The organism is Enterococcus sp. AZ179, from assembly GCF_050498885.1.
Lineage (GTDB): Bacteria > Bacillota > Bacilli > Lactobacillales > Enterococcaceae > Enterococcus_D > Enterococcus_D entomosocium.
In genome coordinates this window covers 44,826-63,357 of sequence record NZ_JBMHEO010000003.1, presented here as the reverse complement: position 1 = coordinate 63,357, position 18,532 = coordinate 44,826, and the positions used below count along the sequence as shown (strand labels likewise).

Below are 18,532 nucleotides of genomic sequence, written 5' to 3'. Positions count from 1 at the left end.
GTACATTTTTACTATTCTTCTTCTTTTTCCCTAATATGCTTGCTAAATCAGAGCTATTTTCCGATGGGGAAGTCTCTTTAACATCTTCTTTTCTATCTTCCTGCAATTCTTCTGTAGGGGCTGCTTCAACAGCCTTGGTTCTTTTTGGCTTTTCGTCACTGGTTGCTTTTTTATCTTTTGTATTAGTTTGATTAATCTCTAAATCTAATCCCGCCGTCAAATTTTCGGGAATAAATCCTGATCTACCATTCACTGATCTGGCCATAATACATCCTCCTCATACATATCTATTAGTAGCCTAGTTCGTCGACAAGATTTTTGAAAACTTCTTTTAGCATAATAAGTGGTTCTCTTTCTTTTTTAGTTCTTACTGTTTCAATATCAATCATTGTATACGGCATATTGTACTTTGCTAATGCCTCAGCTGGTTTGATTGATTCAGGAATTACTGTTTTTGTGATATCAAGAGAATCGTTGTTGGAACTGATAATTTGGCTTGAACTATCAAGAAACACAGAGTGTGTGATTGTTTGCTCTTTGAGTTTGACTGGAATAATCGCTTTAACATTCAGATCGGGATTTGTTTGTTTCCATGAATTAATGGTATTTATTGTTTTTATCAAACTTCTAAATGAATATTTTTCAGGGTGGAAGGGAATAAGGATATCATCTACAGCATTGTAAACATTACCAGCGACAATTCCAAGCTGAGGCGGAGTATCGATGATAATGAAATCGTACTTTGTCTTTAAAGGAGCAATAGCTTTTTTTAGCAACACATAGATATCTTCAACGCTTATTCCGCTAGCTGCTATTTTCATTTGTAACTGTCTTAAGTGTCCCTGTGCCTCATTTTCAAGACTCTCGACTTTAGATAATAGTTCATCATCCTGAACCATAGATTTCAAGGAATTAAGAATTAAGAGTAAATTCTTAATCATAGGCAATATATTTTCCATGCCTGCTAAGACTTCTTTATTGGCCATACCCGTGAGAACGTCGAGTTCAAAAAAAGCCATATCATCATTTGCAGGAATAATATGCAGATTATCACTGATCTCAATTACGGCTTCTTCAGCTGGTAGATCATTTAATAAAACATCGTAAATAGTATTCTCAACCTTATCTGGGTTCATACCAAAAGTTAATAAAACATTTCCTTGGGAGTCTTTATCAATCAATAGTACTTTATTCTTTCTCCAGGGTTGCTTTTTATTAGGCCTTTGAGATAAATCTCCGGCCAAATTCACATTGATTGTAGTCTTTAAAACCCCGCCTTTTTGTGTAGCAGAGGCAATACATTCAGCATTATAAATGGGTTCTTTACTCACTTCAGTGTTATTCATCTAATCCTCCTAGTTGATTTATTAGCTAAAATAGTTACTATTAACATTGCTAGCAATAACACTATTAACAATGCTAATAATATTAATGTTAACGTTATTAGCAATAATATTATTAATAATGCTATCTTCATTCTTGAGATTTTTGCTTTTTCCTCAACGTATCTTTGTAAACTGTATAAAGCTCCTCTAACAAATAGCTATCTTTTAAAACCTCAGAATTAACTCTAATTAGCACTTCTTTCATCGCTTCATCATTAATTGATTCTGGAACAATTTCTTTTATAGTATCTTTCATAAATTGATCCAACGTACTCGTGAATGATAGGAACGCTCCTTGATCCTTAAAAACTAAAGTTGATTCTCTTTGTTCATCATAATAGTTTGCTAATTTTTCACCTATCTGGAAAGACATTTTAGAGAAGTCGTATGTATCTTTCCTCATGTTTACAATAGAGGGTCTGGTTACTCCAGTTCGCTTTTCTAACTCATACGCAGATAAATCTGAACTTAAAACACTTTTTATTTTGCTTAAAGTATCCACTAAATCACTCCTAAATTTGAATTTCATACCATTAATATTGCTATTATAATTGCTAGCAACATTGCTATTAATAGCAATGTTAATATTAATAAGATTCTAGCTATCATCTATAATTGTATTTTACACTATTTATAGAACTACGTAAAGTCATATTACGATATATTTCCACTTTACGCCTATTGACTTTTCTATTATTTTTTTAAAATTCTATTGTCTTGACTTTTAAAGCGAACACATGTTCTAATATGGTTATAAAACGTATCATTTTTAGAAAAGGGGCTTTCTTATGGTTTTGCAGTTTGGCGTAAATCCAAAATTTGATTATACTAAAGAACCTTCCAGAGATATCCTTTGTATCGATTGCAAGTCCTTTTATTCGTCAGTAGAATGCGTTGAGAGAGGACTTAACCCATTAAAAACCAAGCTTGTTGTTATGTCTTATCCATCCGACAATCCAGCTGAGAGAGGCAGCGGCTTGATCCTGGCATCTAGTCCAGCTGCAAAGCAAGCATACGGAATTTCAAACGTCAGTCGATCTCGTGATCTTCCTTTTCCGTATCCGAAGGATTTGGTGATTGCACCGCCACGTATGGCACTTTATATGCGTAAAAACATGGAGATCAATAACATCTACAAAAAGTATGCAGACGAGCAGAATCACGCAGTTTATAGCATCGACGAGAGCTTTTTAGACGTCACTGACTCGTTAAGACTGTTTGGAGCAAAGAATGCTCGAGACTTAGCTAAAATGATCCAAATCGACGTATATAAACAAACAGGAATCTATACTACGATCGGGATTGGTGATAATCCATTATTGGCAAAGTTTGCGTTAGACCTTGAAAGCAAAAAGAACACTGATATGAAAGCTGAGTGGCGATACGAGGACGTAGAGGAGAAGCTTTGGTCTGTCAAAGAAATAACAGACGTGTGGGGGATTGGCCGCCGTACAGCAATCAGATTGAACCGAATGGGCATATTTACTATGCATGATCTAGCACACGCAAATTATTATTTGCTGAAGCAGAATTTTGGCGTTTTAGGTACTCAGCTGTACGCAAATGCCTGGGGCATCGATCGATCATTCTTAGGCCAGAAATATACACCCAAATCGAAATCTATCGGGAACAGTCAGGTTTTAAACCGCGATTATACTAGGAGAAAAGAGATTGAAATCGTCATAAAGGAAATGGCTGATCAAGTAGCAACTAGGTTACGCCGCGCAGGCGCGAAAGCTGAAGTTGTATCTTTATGGATCGGGTTTTCCATGGGCTATGTCGATCGATCACTGAAACGTGGTTTCAACCAACAAATGAAAGTACCGGCCACAAACAGCAGCAAACAAATCTCTGGATACCTGCTTCAAATATTTGATAAGCATTATAAGTATCAGGATATCAGGAATATAGGAGTAAACTGCTCGAAACTCGTTTATTCTAATGCTCTACAGCTGGATCTCTTTGAGGACCCAGACGAGCAAGTAAAGGACTTGAAGGTGGATTATGTAGTTGATACTATACGGAAAAAGTATGGCTTTAAATCAATCGTGCATGCTAATAGCTTAATGGAGGGTGGACGTGCGATTGCTCGAAGCTCTTTGGTCGGTGGTCACGCAGGCGGCCTATCCGGACTTGAAGGTGCAAGTCATGGTAAAGCGAACTAAGAAAACGTTTCAAGACTACAATGAGTATCGCGATCGTCCGTTCGGCCTCAAGTGGGGGACTGCTTACGCAATCGACGAATTAATGAAGGGCGTAAAAGAGAATGAAGCTTGGGCAACCAAAGAAGTTGCAGGTCTTGATCTTATGACACGCGAAGAAATAGACGCTATTTTATCTGAATCCTTTCTTTATCATAAGCCCGTTTCCATTCAACTTAATACAAAAGACAAGTTCGGGCGATTCTTAGATCCGATAGAAGGATTATTTATCGGTGAAGCATATGAGGACTATTTTGTAATAAGCGATCGGCAAATATTTTGGACAGACGTCCGTCACGTTGAAATTAAACAAGAAAAAAAATGGTTCGATATCGATTATTTTCGAAACAAGGGTTCTCCAGGTAAAATAGACGCGAAGAAGAAAACGAGAGATCCTGAAATTGAAATAATAAAAAATGAGTATTACCAACCGTTTATAGAAGACGAATAAAGGGGATTACCCATCGATAACAATTGAAAACGGCTTAGAATGGCCGTCTGACACACGTTTTTTATTAAAATAAGAAAAATGGAGGGTATATTATGTGTGGTCGCTATTTTTTCGATCTATCATCAAATGAGCTGAAAAATTATTATGATCAAGTCGCACCGAATGCAACTAATACGCACGTCCGAATCGGTTATAATGAAATTTTTCCATCAAATCATGTGGTAACCTTGGCCCTTAATCAGGAATCTAAAATAGTACCTGGGATCACTCGTTGGGGATTTGAAGGTTTCAAAAAAGGGCAATTAATGATCAATGCACGATCTGAAACAGTGGAAGAAAAAAAGACGTTTTCTAAGCATTTCAAAGAGACACGCTGTGTATTTCCTATGTCTGGTTTTTACGAATGGAACCAGGAGAAGAAAAAAATTTTATTCTCAGCTGAAGACAATGATCTCTTGTATGTTGGTGGTTTTTATCGGATTCATAAAAATGGTGCCGGCTTTGAGACAGAATCAGTAATCATGACGACCACGCCTAGTAAATCTGTTGAACCTATTCACGATCGTATGCCTTTGATTATAAAGAAAAATGACATCAATAACTGGCTTTCAGATATAGAGTTTGCTAGAAACTACCTATCAACTGATATGCCGGAGTTAGCCCTGAGTGACGCTAAATAGGAGTACTTTCTGGTTTGCTGCTATTGATATTTTTTTGTAATTAGTATTCTTCACTAAATGGGATAGATCTTCTAAAGTAGATTTTATCTTAATTATATGCTATACTAGTTTTGCGAAATGTGAAGATTTTGTTCAAGAGAAACACAAAAGCCAACCCTATTGCGAGTAGGGTTGGCTTTTTTTTTCGTTCGTTGCGACTCCGAACGTGTGGGTTAGTGACAACTTGCTTTAGTTATCGTCTTTCTCGTCTAACCAACGAGAAATCATTTCCAGAACCAATCCGACAAAGACTGGTGCGATAACCAATGTGAAGATTTTATCTATCAAGAGAAGCACCCCCAATCGGGGCAAGTTGCCTTTTCAATTATATCAAAGATTTATCAGCTGTTACCAATTTAATATTAATTTATTTCAAGAAAGACTTATATTTAGCTGATTCTGGTACTCAACTGTGTATCCCAATTCTTTTAATTCGGTTAGTTTTGGCTTGATATTATCTAGGACTTCACTTATACCCTCAAGGTAGTTACTATAGACATCATTATATATACTTTCATAAGCAATAATATGTTTACTCTCGAAGTCTACTTTAATCAAATACAGTACCTTCAAAACATTTAGGTACTCTTTATGATTATCTTTGTAGATTAAGTCAAGAGCCTCCCAGTAATATTGGGGCCACTGGAACTTGAACCACCTGTCTTTTATCGTCAAATAAGTTAAAAAATAATACCTTTTCATCTTTCCTTCAATATATTCATCTGATTTTAAATCCAAATCAGGAAAGAACTCACTAAGTTTAAAAAAACTAATTCTTAAATAGTATTCATAGAAGTACAATCGTTGAGAAAGATCAAAAGTATAATCATTCAAAATTTTATCCCAATTTTCTATTTGTAATTGTGTGCTATTTGAATCGATTCGATTTATCACATCGCCCCTATATAGTACAATAAAAACATATATGAGATCTGACGTTTCATTATTACTGATCCCTAACAAACTTGCACTTAACAAACGTTCCTTTAGGTCTTCATCTAACTTTGAATAATTACGTCTAATATATTCTTGAACATCTGACATTTTGGGATCAGCCGAAATAATTGTTTCTTCTATATTTGAATTATCTAATAATGTTAAAACCTCTTCTTCTGGTAAGCTTAATACTTTTTCATATAAAAAATATCCTTGCCTATTATCAGTAAACGACCTCGGATAACCATCGGCTTCAGCGAGTAATGAAATTAGCTCCCCAATATTATTCTTATTATCCTTTGGGAAGTCATCTAAACTTTTTCCTACAACTAAATCTTGATAGGTTTCATTATGAAATAGATACAAGTAAATAATAGCTAATTGCTGGTTGATTTGAACAAAATTTCTTTTTGCCCTTTCAATTAACTCATGGTTTACATAGTAATTGAACATCTTCCGCTCTCTAAGATTTCTATTTTCTGCAATAAAAATATCCTGTAGCGCCATATTGATTTGAATTGAAAAAATAGACTCCAGGTTATGGAGATATGGCCCCCATATATTGTTTGGGTGTAAGTCATAAGGTAGTTCAATTTTTTGATCTATAATTTTTTGTAGATATTTATCTTTATTTTTGAACTTTGAATAATCTCCAACAAAAATTACGGGTAATCTCCTGTCTAAGCAATTGAATAGTTTGTATGCCTCTTCTTGATTAGTGGGACTTACTCGATCAAAATCATCGATAACAAGTACCTTATTCTTCATCAAAAATGTAGAGATTTCCCTTTGAAAGAATCGATAATAGATTTCATCGGATTTATATTTAAAAAATTGCCACACTGCAACAAACAAAGCAATGATAGTACCAACGAAAAATATAACTTGTGTAACAATCCCTTCTCCAAAAATATTAACCAAAAAGTTTCCTATTCCAATATTAATTGCTGGAGTAATAAGAATCGATACTACAACACAACCGATAAGGAAAAGCCTATATAATGAATTTATTATTGGGTGTAGCAAAGAAAAGCTTATACTGATAACAGATCGTTCATCTTTTATGTTCCACAAATTTAAGTAGACAAATTTTTTCTTGGTATGGTTCTCCACCTCTTGCAAATATTCAGATTTCCCTGTCCCCCACTCCCCATTTAAGAAGAACGTCAAATTATTTTCTAATAATCCAGCTAAATATGCTGCTCTATCGCTTACATCGATATGATTTAACAGTTCGGATTCTTCGTCTTTTTTTTGGATTCGCATTTTCCTGAATTTAAGATATTCAAATAAAAACCAAGCGACTACTAAGATAAGTATAACAATTATTATAGTTAAAAAAGGTATCATGATATTCTGTCTCTTTCTTGAGTCATTTTTAAAATCTACTATTCGTCTGTTTATTTAAACGATTATCTAATCATTGCTTATGTCTTCTTATGCTATCACTTTGAAGCTAGCTCTATTAATTCTGATCAGAGCTTCAAACATATATTATTTCATCTGTATTTTTTTAAGGATAATTTCGAAAGTTTCAAAAGTATCTATATCTAGCTGGCATAACCATAACAAATATTTCTTCTCCTTGTACGTCCATTCAATTGTAGGGTAAGAGGATAAAAGTTTGTCAAACCTTGCACGTTGATCACTAGACGCTAATTGCCAGCGCTTCTCAAATATCGTTTTTTCTTCCATGTATAATCCCCCAAAAAGAGCGCTGCCTGAAACTTCAATAACGGGCAGCGCAAGTCTATGTTAAGCAGATCTATATTAATTATACCAAAGAATAAAAGACAAAAAAGTTAAATCACAATAAATTGTCGGCCATCACTTGTCTTTGATTTCATTCGTATGACTCTTTGAATTGTGCCATTATACAGTTTCTCTTCTAGAGCACATTGCTTCAGGGAAGGATAGATCCTATGTGAACCATTTGAGTATACAACTTTAATCCCATTTATAGCATTGTAATTAATCGGCGACTGACGAGTAGTAGAGAACTTTTTGCTTAATTCTTGCACGTGAGCCACAATCTCAGCACAATGTATCCACTCTGGATCCTCAGTCAATTTTACAATCGCTAAATGAATCTCCTTTTCTTTCATCACTTTCCCCTCGCAGTATTCCTATTGTATAATTTCTTCCTCTTCAGCCTCTGTTTTCTCCATCTTTTCTAAATAGCGATAAATTGTCGTCCGAGAGACCTGCCAACGTTCGGCAATCGTTTTGATTGGAGTTCCACTATCAACTAATGTCTTCATCAGCTGTAGATCCTGATCCGTAAATTTTTCCGGCCGTCCACCATATCGGCCTCTTGCTCGAGCAGCTTCTCTACCAGCTGCCGATCGCTCTAAAATCAGATTACGTTCAAATTCTGCAAAAGCCGCAAACAAATGAAACATAAGCTGACCGGTTGAACTGGATTTATCCATCGTGATATTTTCCTGAAGGCTATGGAAACTCACGCCCCGTTCATTCAATCTATTGACGATCGATATCAAATCTTCCATATTCCGCCCCAATCGATCCAACCGCCAAACAACAAGTGTATCTCCAGATCGTACAAAATCGATCGCAGTTTCTAATCCAGGTCGATTATTTTTCGCTCCACTCATATAATCAGTAAAAATTTTTTCACAGCCAAATTTTTTTAAGCTATCTTCTTGTAAATCCAAATTTTGTAATCCAGTTGAAACTCGTGCATATCCAATTTTCAAAAAAATCACTCCTTGATTAAATCTATTGTACCATAACTTAATCTAGGGGGAATAACTGAACATAGATTTTGTTACGGGTTTCTGAACACTAAATTCGATATTTTCTGTAGAATTTCGGGACAAAAAGAGAGTGTTCAGAAACGGGTCATTTTCTGAACACTCTCGATTATATCAATTCATTTAATTTTTCGGACGCTTCAACAATTGGGTCATCCCATATTATAGAGTTACTATCTGAACCATATTTTTCTAGCGTAACTTGGATTCCCATCGTTCTATCAATTTTCTTAACCAAAAAATATCTAGTACCTTCTTTAGTCCACCCCCTATTTCTAATAAGCTTTATATTATTTTGGTTAACATCATGATTTCTTTCAGAGAAACCAACCATCATGTATTGAATGTAATCTGCTAGTTCCAAATTATCAATATGATTTATTTTTTCAATTTTTGTTAGCCCATTCCTAATGATATTTGGGCCATATTCTTCTAAACCGATATTTAACCTGCCTAGTTCAAATAAATATCCAAATTCAGGAAATATTTCTAAGTAATAACGATCCTCTTCTCTCATACGTTCATTATCAACTATTTCATTATTTTCGATATGTCTAAACTTACTCAACTCAAAGTCATAGTAATAAATCTTATAAATATTAGAGTAGTCATAAAAATCAGAAATATGAAACTTGGTGTTTTCTGTATAATATTTCAGATTATCCGAGTAATCTCCAAAAAAGAAACCTATGTTTAACGGATAAATTAAGCACAAATTATTATCTGCACATTCAATATTACTTCTATCTTTATCATCGAAACCACTAGTGGTTCGAAATTCTCGCAATACTGTTTTTATTATCGGAAGGTCTTTTTCTGTAATGAATAACTCACGATGCCCCATGGATACAGAAGCTGATAAATAATACTCTAAATCTGAATTTGCTGTAAGAAAATTAGCAAACATTCTTGGATCTGGATAAGATAATATTTTCTTCTTTTTCTTGAATATACCACCTTCACGAATTGTAATATTCTCACTATTTATATTTTCACTTATGAATTCCAGCATTCTCTTATTAATCATTTGAACAGTTTTAGAAATCTCTTGACTTATTGTCTCAGCTTTCAACTCTTTATTAGATAAAGACAGTTTTCTTTTTATTTCATTCATCCTCTGTAAGTAATAGTTCATAATCCTTGTCCCCTTCCATCATTTTCTTGAACCTTTCATGCAAAGGAAGACGAGGCTTATAGAACTCTTTTGAGCCTTCGCCATAAAAACCAGTTATATGAAAATCATTATATCCGGAATCAGAATATATATTTACACATGTAGTTTCAAGAATATCTTTGTCTATCGCTACTCCTAATTTCATCCATATATCAGAGATAGTCTCCTTTGACATTATATTTATACTACTTGATCCATTTAATTTTACATCATCATATAAATGTATAGTGTAGTTTTGATAATCAATAAATAGTTGGTACGACTTGTAGTATCTGCCTTGTGTACTATTTGTGATATAAATATATTCATTTTTAAAGATAGCTTTAGCCAGATAGCTTCTATCACGCATGATTCCTTCGGCGGGTAATGGTTGAGATACATACTTCTGATCCATATAAAATTTTCCTAGTTCAAATGCATCATGATTTCCAGATACTTTTGAAATCATAAAATTCATTAGGGACGCCATCGGAATATTAATGCCTTCTTTTTTACTTCTATAAAAGGTATTTTTCACTTGTCCTTTTCTAATAGATTGTCTGAAAGCGGGTTCACTAATCGTAATCCCAAATTGTCTCATTATATCCAAACATTCACTTACTTTCAAAATATCATTATACAAAAAACCAACTCCTTTTATAACTTATTGTTACATTAAATATCATTTAATGTAAATATAATATACATTAAAATAAATATCAAGTCTTTTTTAGATAATTGAGCTTGAAAAAGTTTGCTTCAGAATAGTTAAAACCTTCAAGGTTTCTGAACAATATTACTCAAGCTGATCTTTTATTTCTTAAATTGTCAAAATTAAAAAGACACAGATTAATGTGTCTTTTTTAAGAAAGATAGTCCTTATTGCTTCTTGTCATTATTCTTTTTTATTTGATCTTTCATCCAATTACCTTCAACAACTGTTCCCCATGCTGCAAAACCAATCGAAATAAGCGCAATTAAAATTACTATGATATCTTTCATGATTTTCCCTACTTTCTTTATCGCCCGTAACAAACGGCACTAGCTGAAACAGTCTTGTAGCTCCATTTACCTTTTAGTGTAATATGCTGCTTCGTTTTCATTTTGTAGGAAGTTTTGTTGTTAACACTTCCGTATTTGGCAATCACAGCTTTTCTTTGAGCTTGACCAACAACAAAATAAGGGGACATATCGCTTCCTTTAACCCAAAAATAACTAGTAACCCAATAACCTACTTCGCCATCCCATACTTTTTGTCCTTCAGCCCACTTTGTTCCCGCAGCTGCTCGTAAAAATGGATTCTCGTTTCGCATATAAAAGGAATCAATTTCTGAGATTACTTGATCAATATTTTCCATATTCTCAAAATCATCTGGAATTCCAGCATCTGTAGCGAATAAACTTTCTTCTTCAACAACATTTTGACTTTCTGCAGCTACTGCCACAGAAGTAGAAACTACTAAAAAAGAACCTACAGCAACAATTGTTAATAAGTATTTACTTAGATTTATTCCCATTGATTCATCACTCCTGATATAATAATAGTGTTTTAATACACTGTTATTGTATCATGGTTGTGCAAATAATCTTCTTACATTATTGTAACTCTAAGTCTTTAAAAAATCTTCCACAATGATCTCCGCATTCAGCCTACTCTATTTGTAATACTTGCAATTATTTCTCAATTACAGGATAAATAGTCATTTTCAATCCATTCTTCAGTTATATCAACCAATGCAGACATTATCTTACAATAGTTCGGTCTTTGATAAATTAATCTCACTAAATTTATCGTCAGAAGCCTTCCTAATGTTTCATGATCTATCATAGATCATACTCCTATCTTTCATAATTTAGGATACCGATCGATCATCGATTCGACTTTTTTGTAATCTTGACTCTTCAATTGAGATTCTTTTTCAGTAAGATTCTCGTGGCATATGAAGAAACCAATCATGTCTTTTACTTTCAAAATTCCCAATCGATCCGATACACAACAATACTCTTTTGCTGATTTATCAACAATAAGCGCACAGTCATTGTAGAAGTAAATTCTTTTTAACTCACTCTTTGAAGCCAAGAAAATTCACCTCACAATTTCTTTTCATCAGTATCTACTAAAACAAATCGATTGGTGCCAGTGATTAGTTGATAGCTGCGTTGACAAGTTTTACATTGATAGTATTCAGTCGGGTACATAAACTCAAACTTTCTTTCATAAACTTGCTGTGCGAGTTCACCGCAATCACATTCAACCCACTTAGGCGGCCAGTATAAGCGCCGGTTGTATGGCGTTATTGGTATTTTCCATTGACCACCGTAACATTTTCTCTCTTCAGCCATTCCTTAGGTCATCTCCTGTCGTTTCTTTGTAATAAATAATATGGATCCATTTTCAAATTTAATTCCTATACGCTCACTATGATCATCCATTGCTTCAGGGACATCCGTTAAGCTTCCTAGCCCCTTCATTTCATTCACGAGTCTTTCTAAGGCGTCTTCATAAGATTCATATTTCACTTCTTTGAAGATCATTTGTTGCTTTTCAATGTAAAAGTACCAATATTCCTTTAGAGATCGGCCAGTCAATTTCTCCATACCTTCTGACGTTATCACCAGGGTTTTTCCAAACATACGTATCTCGCCTGCAGGAATTCTTTCCGGATACTTCTTAATCATTTGGCGAACATAGCTTTCCTCATAACCCCATTTTCTTGAAGCCTCTGGAGCTGTCATTAGTTCATCACTCATTAAATCATATTTATGAACACTCAAACGCTCATCCCCCTTAACACGATAAAGTGTATAAAATAATTATACCCTTTATCGTGTTAAACTAAAACCATTTTTTGATACAAGTTGCATACAACTTGCTATGAATTTGTCCATATACAGTCATTCGCTTCGTACCGTCCTTGACTATGCTCTCTTCCTTTGACGCTTTGCTATATTGACAAATTCAGGCAGCTGTTCCCACAGCTCCCATTTATTTAAGAGGAACGCGAGCGACGCTCGCTTTTCCCCCAACAATCTACGATTGTCGGGTCCCCCTGCGTGTGCTACGCACACTTTTAGGCCGCTTACAGCGGCCCTGTTCCTTTCAATCGAGTTCTCTTCCTTCCTGACTCTTTTCCTTTGGTTGAAACGGCAACGACGTTGCCTTTTATCACAGCTACTCAGTTCAAACAAGGATTAAATACACGAGAGCTGCATCGATCTAAAGATCGTGCAGCTCTTCGTCCTTGTTTTCTCTTCCATCTGTGATTCATTCAACGCATCAAAGGAAAATACCCTACAGAAAAAGACAAACTCTTTCTAAAGGAAGTCCTTTGAAATCGAAAATCATTTATAGGAGGAACAATTTATGGGTTATCACACAGATTTTATAGGGGCTTTTCAGATTGACCGTCCAGTCACTGACGAAATAGCCGAACTGCTAAGAGGTTTAGCAGCCACTAGAAGAATGAAAAGGGATAACGAGCAACTCATTCAAAAAGGCTATGGTGATTGTGGCGTGGACGGTGAATTTTTCTGCGTCGACGACGGTCGCTACGGACAAGAAAGTGAATTAGATACTGTTCTCGATTATAATCAACCACCATCTACGCAACCTGGACTTTGGTGTCAATGGCTGCTAGCTGAGGACAATCAAACGCTGGAGTGGGATATGGAAGAAAAATTTTACAATTATGTCGAATGGATTCAATACTTAATTGATCGAATTCTCGCCCCAAATAGCTACGTTGTAAATGGGTTAGTTGCTTATCGTGGTGAAGAGTTTTCAGACTTTGGTTTTATAGAAGTGACGAATAACAATGTTACCGATCACTTTCAGGAATGGAGTGATCACATTGGCTAATTGTTGCGATTTTAATATGAGAATTACTGGTAGCGAACAATCAATCAAAAAGCTATTACGACTTATGCAGGTACCACAATCAAGATCAAATACAGGGTCATCACTTTCCCTAGCTAGTAACTTTTACAGAACCTATGAAGCCTTACTATACCTTTCAGACGAAACAAACCTGTGGATTGACGGGTACTGCGCTTGGAGTGTTCAGTTATGTTTCATCGATGATCATTCAACCTGGGGGATAAACCTTGTCTCAATATCAAAAGAATTAAATCTCGAAATCACCATTAAGTCATTGGAACTAGGGTGTGGGTTTTCCGAGTATTATGTGATTAAAAATGGCGAAGTCGTTATAGATACCTGCAAAGAGATTGACTATTATTATTTTTATGACGAAGACGACGAGTTTATAGAAGAACGAGAATCGGAATATGAGTCCTTTCTGAACATTGATTAAAAAAGCAACAAGAAGTGAGTCACCAAATGACTCATTTCTTGTTGCTTTTTTGGAGACAAATTGCTGGCGCAATTTGTAGTGAATTTGTCCATATACAGTCATTCGCTGCGTACCATCTTCGACTGCGCTCTCTTCCTTTGACGCTACGCTATATGGACAAATTCAGCCAGCTGTTGCCACAGCTGACGTTTATTAAAGAGGAACGCGGGCGACGCCCGCTTTTCCCCCACCGATCGCCGATCGTCGGGTCCCCCTGGCGTGTGCTACGCACACTTTCCGGCCGTTTCCAACGGCCTCTCAGGCTATCGCCTTCGCTTTAGCGCTCCTGCGTCGCGCACCGACCTTCCAGGTCTCCACCTTTCATCGATTCAATTTTTCTTTGAGAAGAACGGCTCCGCTGTCGCCTTATATCATACCTTCCATTCAATCGACAAGGGTAAATGCACAACAGCTGGATCCAGCTGTAAGCCCTTGTCGCTCATTACAGGTATGATCCATCTTCTGCATCAAAGAAAAATACATCAAATCAATGAAAGGCAAAAACCTTTCTGAAGGAGGCACTCTCATGCGAGACAATAAAATTCAAGGATATTTGGAACTCTCCATGCAAGCAGACAATTACTTAAAGAGCTTGTCCATCAATCATTATTTAGATTTACCACTTTATGAAATATCCCATGTCATATCAGGCACTCAACTCTTTGATTTATTAAGAAAGCGGGGCTTGATTATTTCTCCAAACTGGCTCTACCAAGTTCCCTTCCACGCTTCATTTGAAGAAATAATTGAAGGTAGAAAGGTTCATGACAAGTGCAATTCTGACACGCATTGGTTGGACTATCTGCTTGAAAAATATATAAATGACAAAGATTCATTGGATACCCCATTTATGCTCGATTCACACAAAACTAGCATCAATTCTTTGTTGGCATTCTATACTATTGGAAAACCAGGTAGTAAAAATCTTGACGAAACCCCGTTATACGTTCTTTTCACAGCATTGAGAGCAATTATCGCTAAACGGTTAATCAAAGAGAATATCCGCGATATTCGACAATCAAAAAGTCCGTTGAACGACGTCAAAGCATTTTTTTGAGGATGATATGAATTTAACCATTCAATTGTTTGAATGGTTATTTTTTACCCTTTCAGGAGACAAATTGCTGACGCAATATTGGTGTGAATTTGTCCATATACAGTCACTCGCTGCCGCTCTCTCCTTTGACGCTACGCTATATGGACAAATTCAGCCAGCTGTACTGCAGCTGGCCCTATTTAAACGGAACACGGGCTACGCCCGCTTTTCCCCCACCGCTCTACGATCGCTGGGTCCCCCTGTCGTCTGCAACGCAGACTCTCCGACCGTTTACAACGGTCTAAAGGGGCATTCGGCTACGCCTCTTTTACGCGCTCCTCCGTCGCGCCCGGCCCTTCAATGATTCATATTTTTCTTTGAGAAGAACGGCTCCGCTGTCGCCTTATATCATACCTTCCATTCGACCGACAAGGGTAAAATACACAACACCTGCATCCAGCTGAAGCTGTTGCAGCTGTAAGCCCTTGTCAGTCATTCCAGGTATGATTTATCTTCCTCGTCAAAGAAAAATATTTTAAATCATTGAAAGGCAAAAGCCTTTCTGAAGGAGGAGTTTTTTATGCCACAAACGTATTACGAGGAATTTTCTCGTCTGCCGAAAGACAAAATGGCTCAAAAAATGGAGGATATGACTTTTGCTTACAACGAGACGAGGGTGCCAAAAAAGCACTACAAAAAGTTGCTAGAAAAAGCTCAAGAAGAAATCATTGAAAGCAGTGTTGAGCTTAATCTGATTGACACTTACTATCGAACGATTGAACAGCTAAAGAAAGCAAACCCCAAATGGCTATTTCAAGCTTTAGTGTGTATTGATAAAGGAATCAAACCTAGCACGATTAAGCCAGATGAGTATCAAGCGTTAGAACTTACATGGCAAAGATTTAATGACGATAAGAAAGCAAAAACAACGGATAGCCAATGGTTGGACTATTTCGAATCAATAAAAGTAAACGGCGCTTTCTATTCATTCACCGAAAGAGAGGACGACTAAAATGAACTTGAATAATTGTTTCATCCTAGAAATCATGGACAATGAACTACTTTCTTCCTTAACAGATTCTCCCAATCTTGAAAAATACGAAACCGGCCATGACATCCTTGAAGTCCAAAATGAAGCCTTTGCTCTCCAAGTTTGGGTAAACAAAATGTACGGTCCGGCTGAAGTCGAATGCAACTTCGGCAAAAAGGTGAATGTTAACACTCAAACTGGCGAGTATGAATTTGATTATTTGGATAGTGCAGATTTTGTTGAAGCTTGTAAAGATATCCCGCCTATGGCGGTTGCTGTAGGATTCTTTCTCGGATTTTTAACACATTACGAAGGAGTGTAAAACCATGAAAAATGAACAAAAACAACGGTACAAAAAAGAAGCAATCAAGCGCATGAAGGCGCTTGGTATCATTGACGATACGATTCAACAATTCGAACAAGCTGACTTGGTTTCCTATTCTTTACGTGGAGGAAATTATTGGCTAGATAATAGCTTTAAGCAATTAGTCGCAGAATTTGAAGAAAAGCACGACTACCTCGTGTATTACGCTATTTTAAGCTACACCACCATCGGCAAAATGCTTTCTCTCTTCTATGTTTCAAACCGAGAAGAAGAATGGTCAGGCGATTGGAAAGAACTCAATGAAGGCTTTCAAATGTCCTATGTTTTCAATTTGGATATTCCCGAATACTCAGAATTTGGACTCATTGGTTTCAAACCAATAGTTGGTGGCTTGATTCGAACTGCATAAAAAGCAAACAAGAATAGGGAAACCTATTCTTGCCTGCTTTTTGGAAACAAATTGCTGACGCAATTTGTAGTGAATTTGTCCATATACAGTCACTCGCTTCGTATCATCTTCGACTACGCTCTCTTCCTTTGACGCTACGCTATATGGACAAATTCAGCCAGCTGTCACCACAGCTGGCCCTATTTAAACGGAACGCGGACGACGCCCGCTTTTCCCCCACCGATCGACGATCGCTGGGTCCCCCTGTCGTCTGCAGCGCAGACTCTCCGCCCGTTTACAACGGCCTAAAGGGGCTTCGGCTACGCCTCTTTTACGCGCTCCTCCGTCGCGCCCGGCCCTTCAATGATTCATATTTTTCTTTGAGAAGAACGGCTCCGCTGTCGCCTTATATCATACCTTCCATTCGACCGACAAGGGTAAAATGCACAACACCTGCATCCAGCTGAAGCTGGTGCAGCTGTAAGCCCTTGTCAGTCATTCCAGGTATGATTCATCTTCCTCATCAAAGAAAAATATAAATAAATCATTGAAAGGAGAAAACCTTTCTGAAGGAGGACTTTTATGGATATCAAAAAGAAAATAACTACCAATCTATTGTCAATTGCTGGTAAACATTCTATTAATAAGGTTTTTAGTGACTGGATCCGCATCATGGCTTATGCACTCTCTAACACAGCTGATCACCAGAATTTTCAAGAACGTGAATCACTATATTTGGAAACAATCCATAGATACGAAAAACATCAGGCTTTTACTTTCAAAGAATGCTATTTTTTATTAACAGATGCACTTGAAAAAGATACAATTGACTGGTTAGGTGAGATTTACATGGACCTCAATTTAGCTAATAAATCTATGGGGCAATGTTTTACACCCAACGATATTTCAAAACTAATGGCTGAATTAACATTCCCGTCAATGCAAAAAGATATCGAAACAAACGGCCACGTTAACTACTATGAACCATGCTGTGGATCTGGAAGTATGATCATTGGTCTTGCTTCTGTTATGAAATCCAAAGGTTATAACATGCAAAATCAACTCCTGGTTCTCTGTGAGGACTTAGACGAAACATGTTTGCTAATGACGTATGTACAACTTTCCATACTAGGTATTAGAGCAAAATGCCAGGTTAAAAATTCACTATCGAATGAGGTGTTTTCTACTTGGTATACCCCATATGTCTTCATCCATTAAAAAAACTTTTTCCTGGATAATCAGTGAGTTATAATTTATTAAAGAGTTTACCTGATAAAAAAAATATAGAAACATGAAGGAGAAAATTCTATGGATTCAAATTATACCTGCAAGTACTGTGGTTCAACCTTAACTAAACATCTGAGTTGCGATTTTTGTCTAATCGGATTTTCTCCTTCAGAGGTTTCTGTCGGGCAGCTACGTCAGTCGCAGATCCCTGAAGACATTCCCATTCTAGAGAATGAAGAAGAGGTCTTAAATCGCGGCACAATTGATTTACTTCACGAGAAAACCTTGACTCTCTACTACCTGTTGAGAATTGCTAGGAAAGCCAAAGATATCGCATTCCGGCAACATGACGATAATAAAGTTGATCATCTTGTTAAGAAGATTTATGTTATAGAAAATCTGATTTTCGAAAGAGAAGGCGTGTTCCCAAAATCTATGCAAGACTCTGTTTTAAAAAGAAAAAGACAGGAGATCATTGACTTCCAGGAATACTTGAAGGGTAAAGACCGGTTTAAAATGAAGAATTTTCAACGTAAAAACTAATCTTTATCATCT

The 18,532-nt window shown here is 36.4% G+C and carries 24 protein-coding genes; 10 read left to right on the top strand and 14 right to left on the bottom strand.

Going from position 1 to position 18,532, the window contains the following annotated elements:
* The 3 genes from IGI88_RS17975 to IGI88_RS17965 form a co-directional block, all read right to left on the bottom strand.
* Window positions 1-265 (bottom strand): hypothetical protein (locus tag IGI88_RS17975; RefSeq protein WP_429969542.1); only part of this gene is annotated, 265 nt, incomplete at its 3' end.
* A 25-nt stretch (window positions 266-290) separates the two neighbouring features.
* Window positions 291-1,346, bottom strand: coding sequence for a ParA family protein (locus IGI88_RS17970; protein ID WP_429960976.1), 1,056 nt, complete (start codon window positions 1,344-1,346; stop codon window positions 291-293).
* A 127-nt stretch (window positions 1,347-1,473) separates the two neighbouring features.
* Window positions 1,474-1,887 carry a hypothetical protein gene (locus IGI88_RS17965; protein ID WP_429960977.1) on the bottom strand — a complete coding sequence of 138 codons (414 nt, stop codon included), beginning with the start codon at window positions 1,885-1,887 and terminating at the stop codon, window positions 1,474-1,476.
* Window positions 1,888-2,173: 286 nt separating this feature from the next.
* Between IGI88_RS17965 and IGI88_RS17960 the strand changes: the two genes are divergently transcribed.
* The 3 genes from IGI88_RS17960 (at window position 2,174) to IGI88_RS17950 (ending at window position 4,717) form a co-directional block, all read left to right on the top strand.
* Entirely contained in the window at window positions 2,174-3,550 is a 1,377-nt protein-coding gene (locus IGI88_RS17960; protein ID WP_429960978.1) for a Y-family DNA polymerase, read from the top strand.
* A complete protein-coding gene (locus tag IGI88_RS17955; protein WP_429960979.1) occupies window positions 3,534-4,037 on the top strand; it encodes a hypothetical protein in 504 nt (167 codons plus the stop codon). Before IGI88_RS17960 ends, IGI88_RS17955 begins: the two co-directional genes overlap by 17 nt.
* 92 nt (window positions 4,038-4,129) lie before the next feature.
* Window positions 4,130-4,717 (top strand): SOS response-associated peptidase, encoded by a 588-nt coding sequence (locus tag IGI88_RS17950; RefSeq protein ID WP_429960980.1) that lies wholly within the window; start codon window positions 4,130-4,132, stop codon window positions 4,715-4,717.
* 228 nt (window positions 4,718-4,945) lie between these two features.
* Here IGI88_RS17950 and IGI88_RS17945 read toward each other — a convergent pair whose 3' ends face one another.
* From IGI88_RS17945 to IGI88_RS17895, 11 genes are all read right to left on the bottom strand, one after another.
* A complete protein-coding gene (locus IGI88_RS17945; RefSeq protein WP_138372344.1) occupies window positions 4,946-5,044 on the bottom strand; it encodes a type I toxin-antitoxin system Fst family toxin in 99 nt (32 codons plus the stop codon).
* A gap of 84 nt (window positions 5,045-5,128) precedes the next feature.
* Window positions 5,129-7,042: a P-loop NTPase fold protein gene (locus IGI88_RS17940; protein WP_429960981.1), complete on the bottom strand. Its 1,914-nt coding sequence runs from the start codon at window positions 7,040-7,042 to the stop codon at window positions 5,129-5,131.
* 144 nt (window positions 7,043-7,186) lie between these two features.
* On the bottom strand, window positions 7,187-7,387 hold the full coding sequence (locus tag IGI88_RS17935) for a hypothetical protein (protein ID WP_074934967.1): 201 nt from the start codon (window positions 7,385-7,387) through the stop codon (window positions 7,187-7,189).
* 107 nt (window positions 7,388-7,494) lie between these two features.
* The gene (locus tag IGI88_RS17930) at window positions 7,495-7,797 is read right to left on the bottom strand and encodes a hypothetical protein (protein WP_074934969.1); all 303 of its coding nucleotides are present in this window, start codon (window positions 7,795-7,797) and stop codon (window positions 7,495-7,497) included.
* A gap of 21 nt (window positions 7,798-7,818) precedes the next feature.
* Window positions 7,819-8,418: a recombinase family protein gene (locus IGI88_RS17925; protein ID WP_429960982.1), complete on the bottom strand. Its 600-nt coding sequence runs from the start codon at window positions 8,416-8,418 to the stop codon at window positions 7,819-7,821.
* Window positions 8,419-8,575: 157 nt separating this feature from the next.
* The gene (locus IGI88_RS17920; RefSeq protein ID WP_429969541.1) at window positions 8,576-9,601 is read right to left on the bottom strand and encodes a hypothetical protein; all 1,026 of its coding nucleotides are present in this window, start codon (window positions 9,599-9,601) and stop codon (window positions 8,576-8,578) included.
* Complete coding sequence (locus tag IGI88_RS17915) at window positions 9,573-10,262, bottom strand: hypothetical protein (protein ID WP_429960904.1); 690 nt, start codon at window positions 10,260-10,262, stop codon at window positions 9,573-9,575. The genes IGI88_RS17920 and IGI88_RS17915 overlap by 29 nt, the downstream gene beginning before the upstream one ends.
* A gap of 236 nt (window positions 10,263-10,498) precedes the next feature.
* Window positions 10,499-10,621 (bottom strand): hypothetical protein, encoded by a 123-nt coding sequence (locus tag IGI88_RS17910; protein ID WP_429960905.1) that lies wholly within the window; start codon window positions 10,619-10,621, stop codon window positions 10,499-10,501.
* 17 nt (window positions 10,622-10,638) lie between these two features.
* On the bottom strand, window positions 10,639-11,136 hold the full coding sequence (locus IGI88_RS17905; protein WP_429960984.1) for a hypothetical protein: 498 nt from the start codon (window positions 11,134-11,136) through the stop codon (window positions 10,639-10,641).
* Window positions 11,137-11,710: 574 nt separating this feature from the next.
* Window positions 11,711-11,962 carry a hypothetical protein gene (locus tag IGI88_RS17900; RefSeq protein ID WP_429960986.1) on the bottom strand — a complete coding sequence of 84 codons (252 nt, stop codon included), beginning with the start codon at window positions 11,960-11,962 and terminating at the stop codon, window positions 11,711-11,713.
* A gap of 3 nt (window positions 11,963-11,965) precedes the next feature.
* Complete coding sequence (locus IGI88_RS17895) at window positions 11,966-12,394, bottom strand: helix-turn-helix domain-containing protein (protein WP_429960987.1); 429 nt, start codon at window positions 12,392-12,394, stop codon at window positions 11,966-11,968.
* Window positions 12,395-12,983: 589 nt separating this feature from the next.
* On the opposite strand from IGI88_RS17895, the gene IGI88_RS17890 reads away from it, so the two are divergent.
* From IGI88_RS17890 to IGI88_RS17860, 7 genes are all read left to right on the top strand, one after another.
* A complete protein-coding gene (locus IGI88_RS17890) occupies window positions 12,984-13,478 on the top strand; it encodes a hypothetical protein (RefSeq protein WP_429960997.1) in 495 nt (164 codons plus the stop codon).
* Window positions 13,479-14,497: 1,019 nt separating this feature from the next.
* Window positions 14,498-15,028: a hypothetical protein gene (locus tag IGI88_RS17885; RefSeq protein ID WP_429969540.1), complete on the top strand. Its 531-nt coding sequence runs from the start codon at window positions 14,498-14,500 to the stop codon at window positions 15,026-15,028.
* 559 nt (window positions 15,029-15,587) lie between these two features.
* Complete coding sequence (locus IGI88_RS17880; protein WP_429960999.1) at window positions 15,588-16,019, top strand: hypothetical protein; 432 nt, start codon at window positions 15,588-15,590, stop codon at window positions 16,017-16,019.
* Window position 16,020: 1 nt separating this feature from the next.
* Window positions 16,021-16,359, top strand: a complete 339-nt coding sequence (locus IGI88_RS17875; RefSeq protein ID WP_207115082.1) for a hypothetical protein — start codon at window positions 16,021-16,023, stop codon at window positions 16,357-16,359.
* Between the two features lie 4 nt (window positions 16,360-16,363).
* The gene (locus IGI88_RS17870) at window positions 16,364-16,771 is read left to right on the top strand and encodes a hypothetical protein (RefSeq protein ID WP_429960998.1); all 408 of its coding nucleotides are present in this window, start codon (window positions 16,364-16,366) and stop codon (window positions 16,769-16,771) included.
* Window positions 16,772-17,332: 561 nt separating this feature from the next.
* Window positions 17,333-17,968, top strand: a complete 636-nt coding sequence (locus IGI88_RS17865) for an N-6 DNA methylase (RefSeq protein WP_429960931.1) — start codon at window positions 17,333-17,335, stop codon at window positions 17,966-17,968.
* Window positions 17,969-18,058: 90 nt separating this feature from the next.
* Window positions 18,059-18,520, top strand: coding sequence for a hypothetical protein (locus tag IGI88_RS17860; protein ID WP_429960932.1), 462 nt, complete (start codon window positions 18,059-18,061; stop codon window positions 18,518-18,520).
* Window positions 18,521-18,532: the final 12 nt, after the last annotated feature.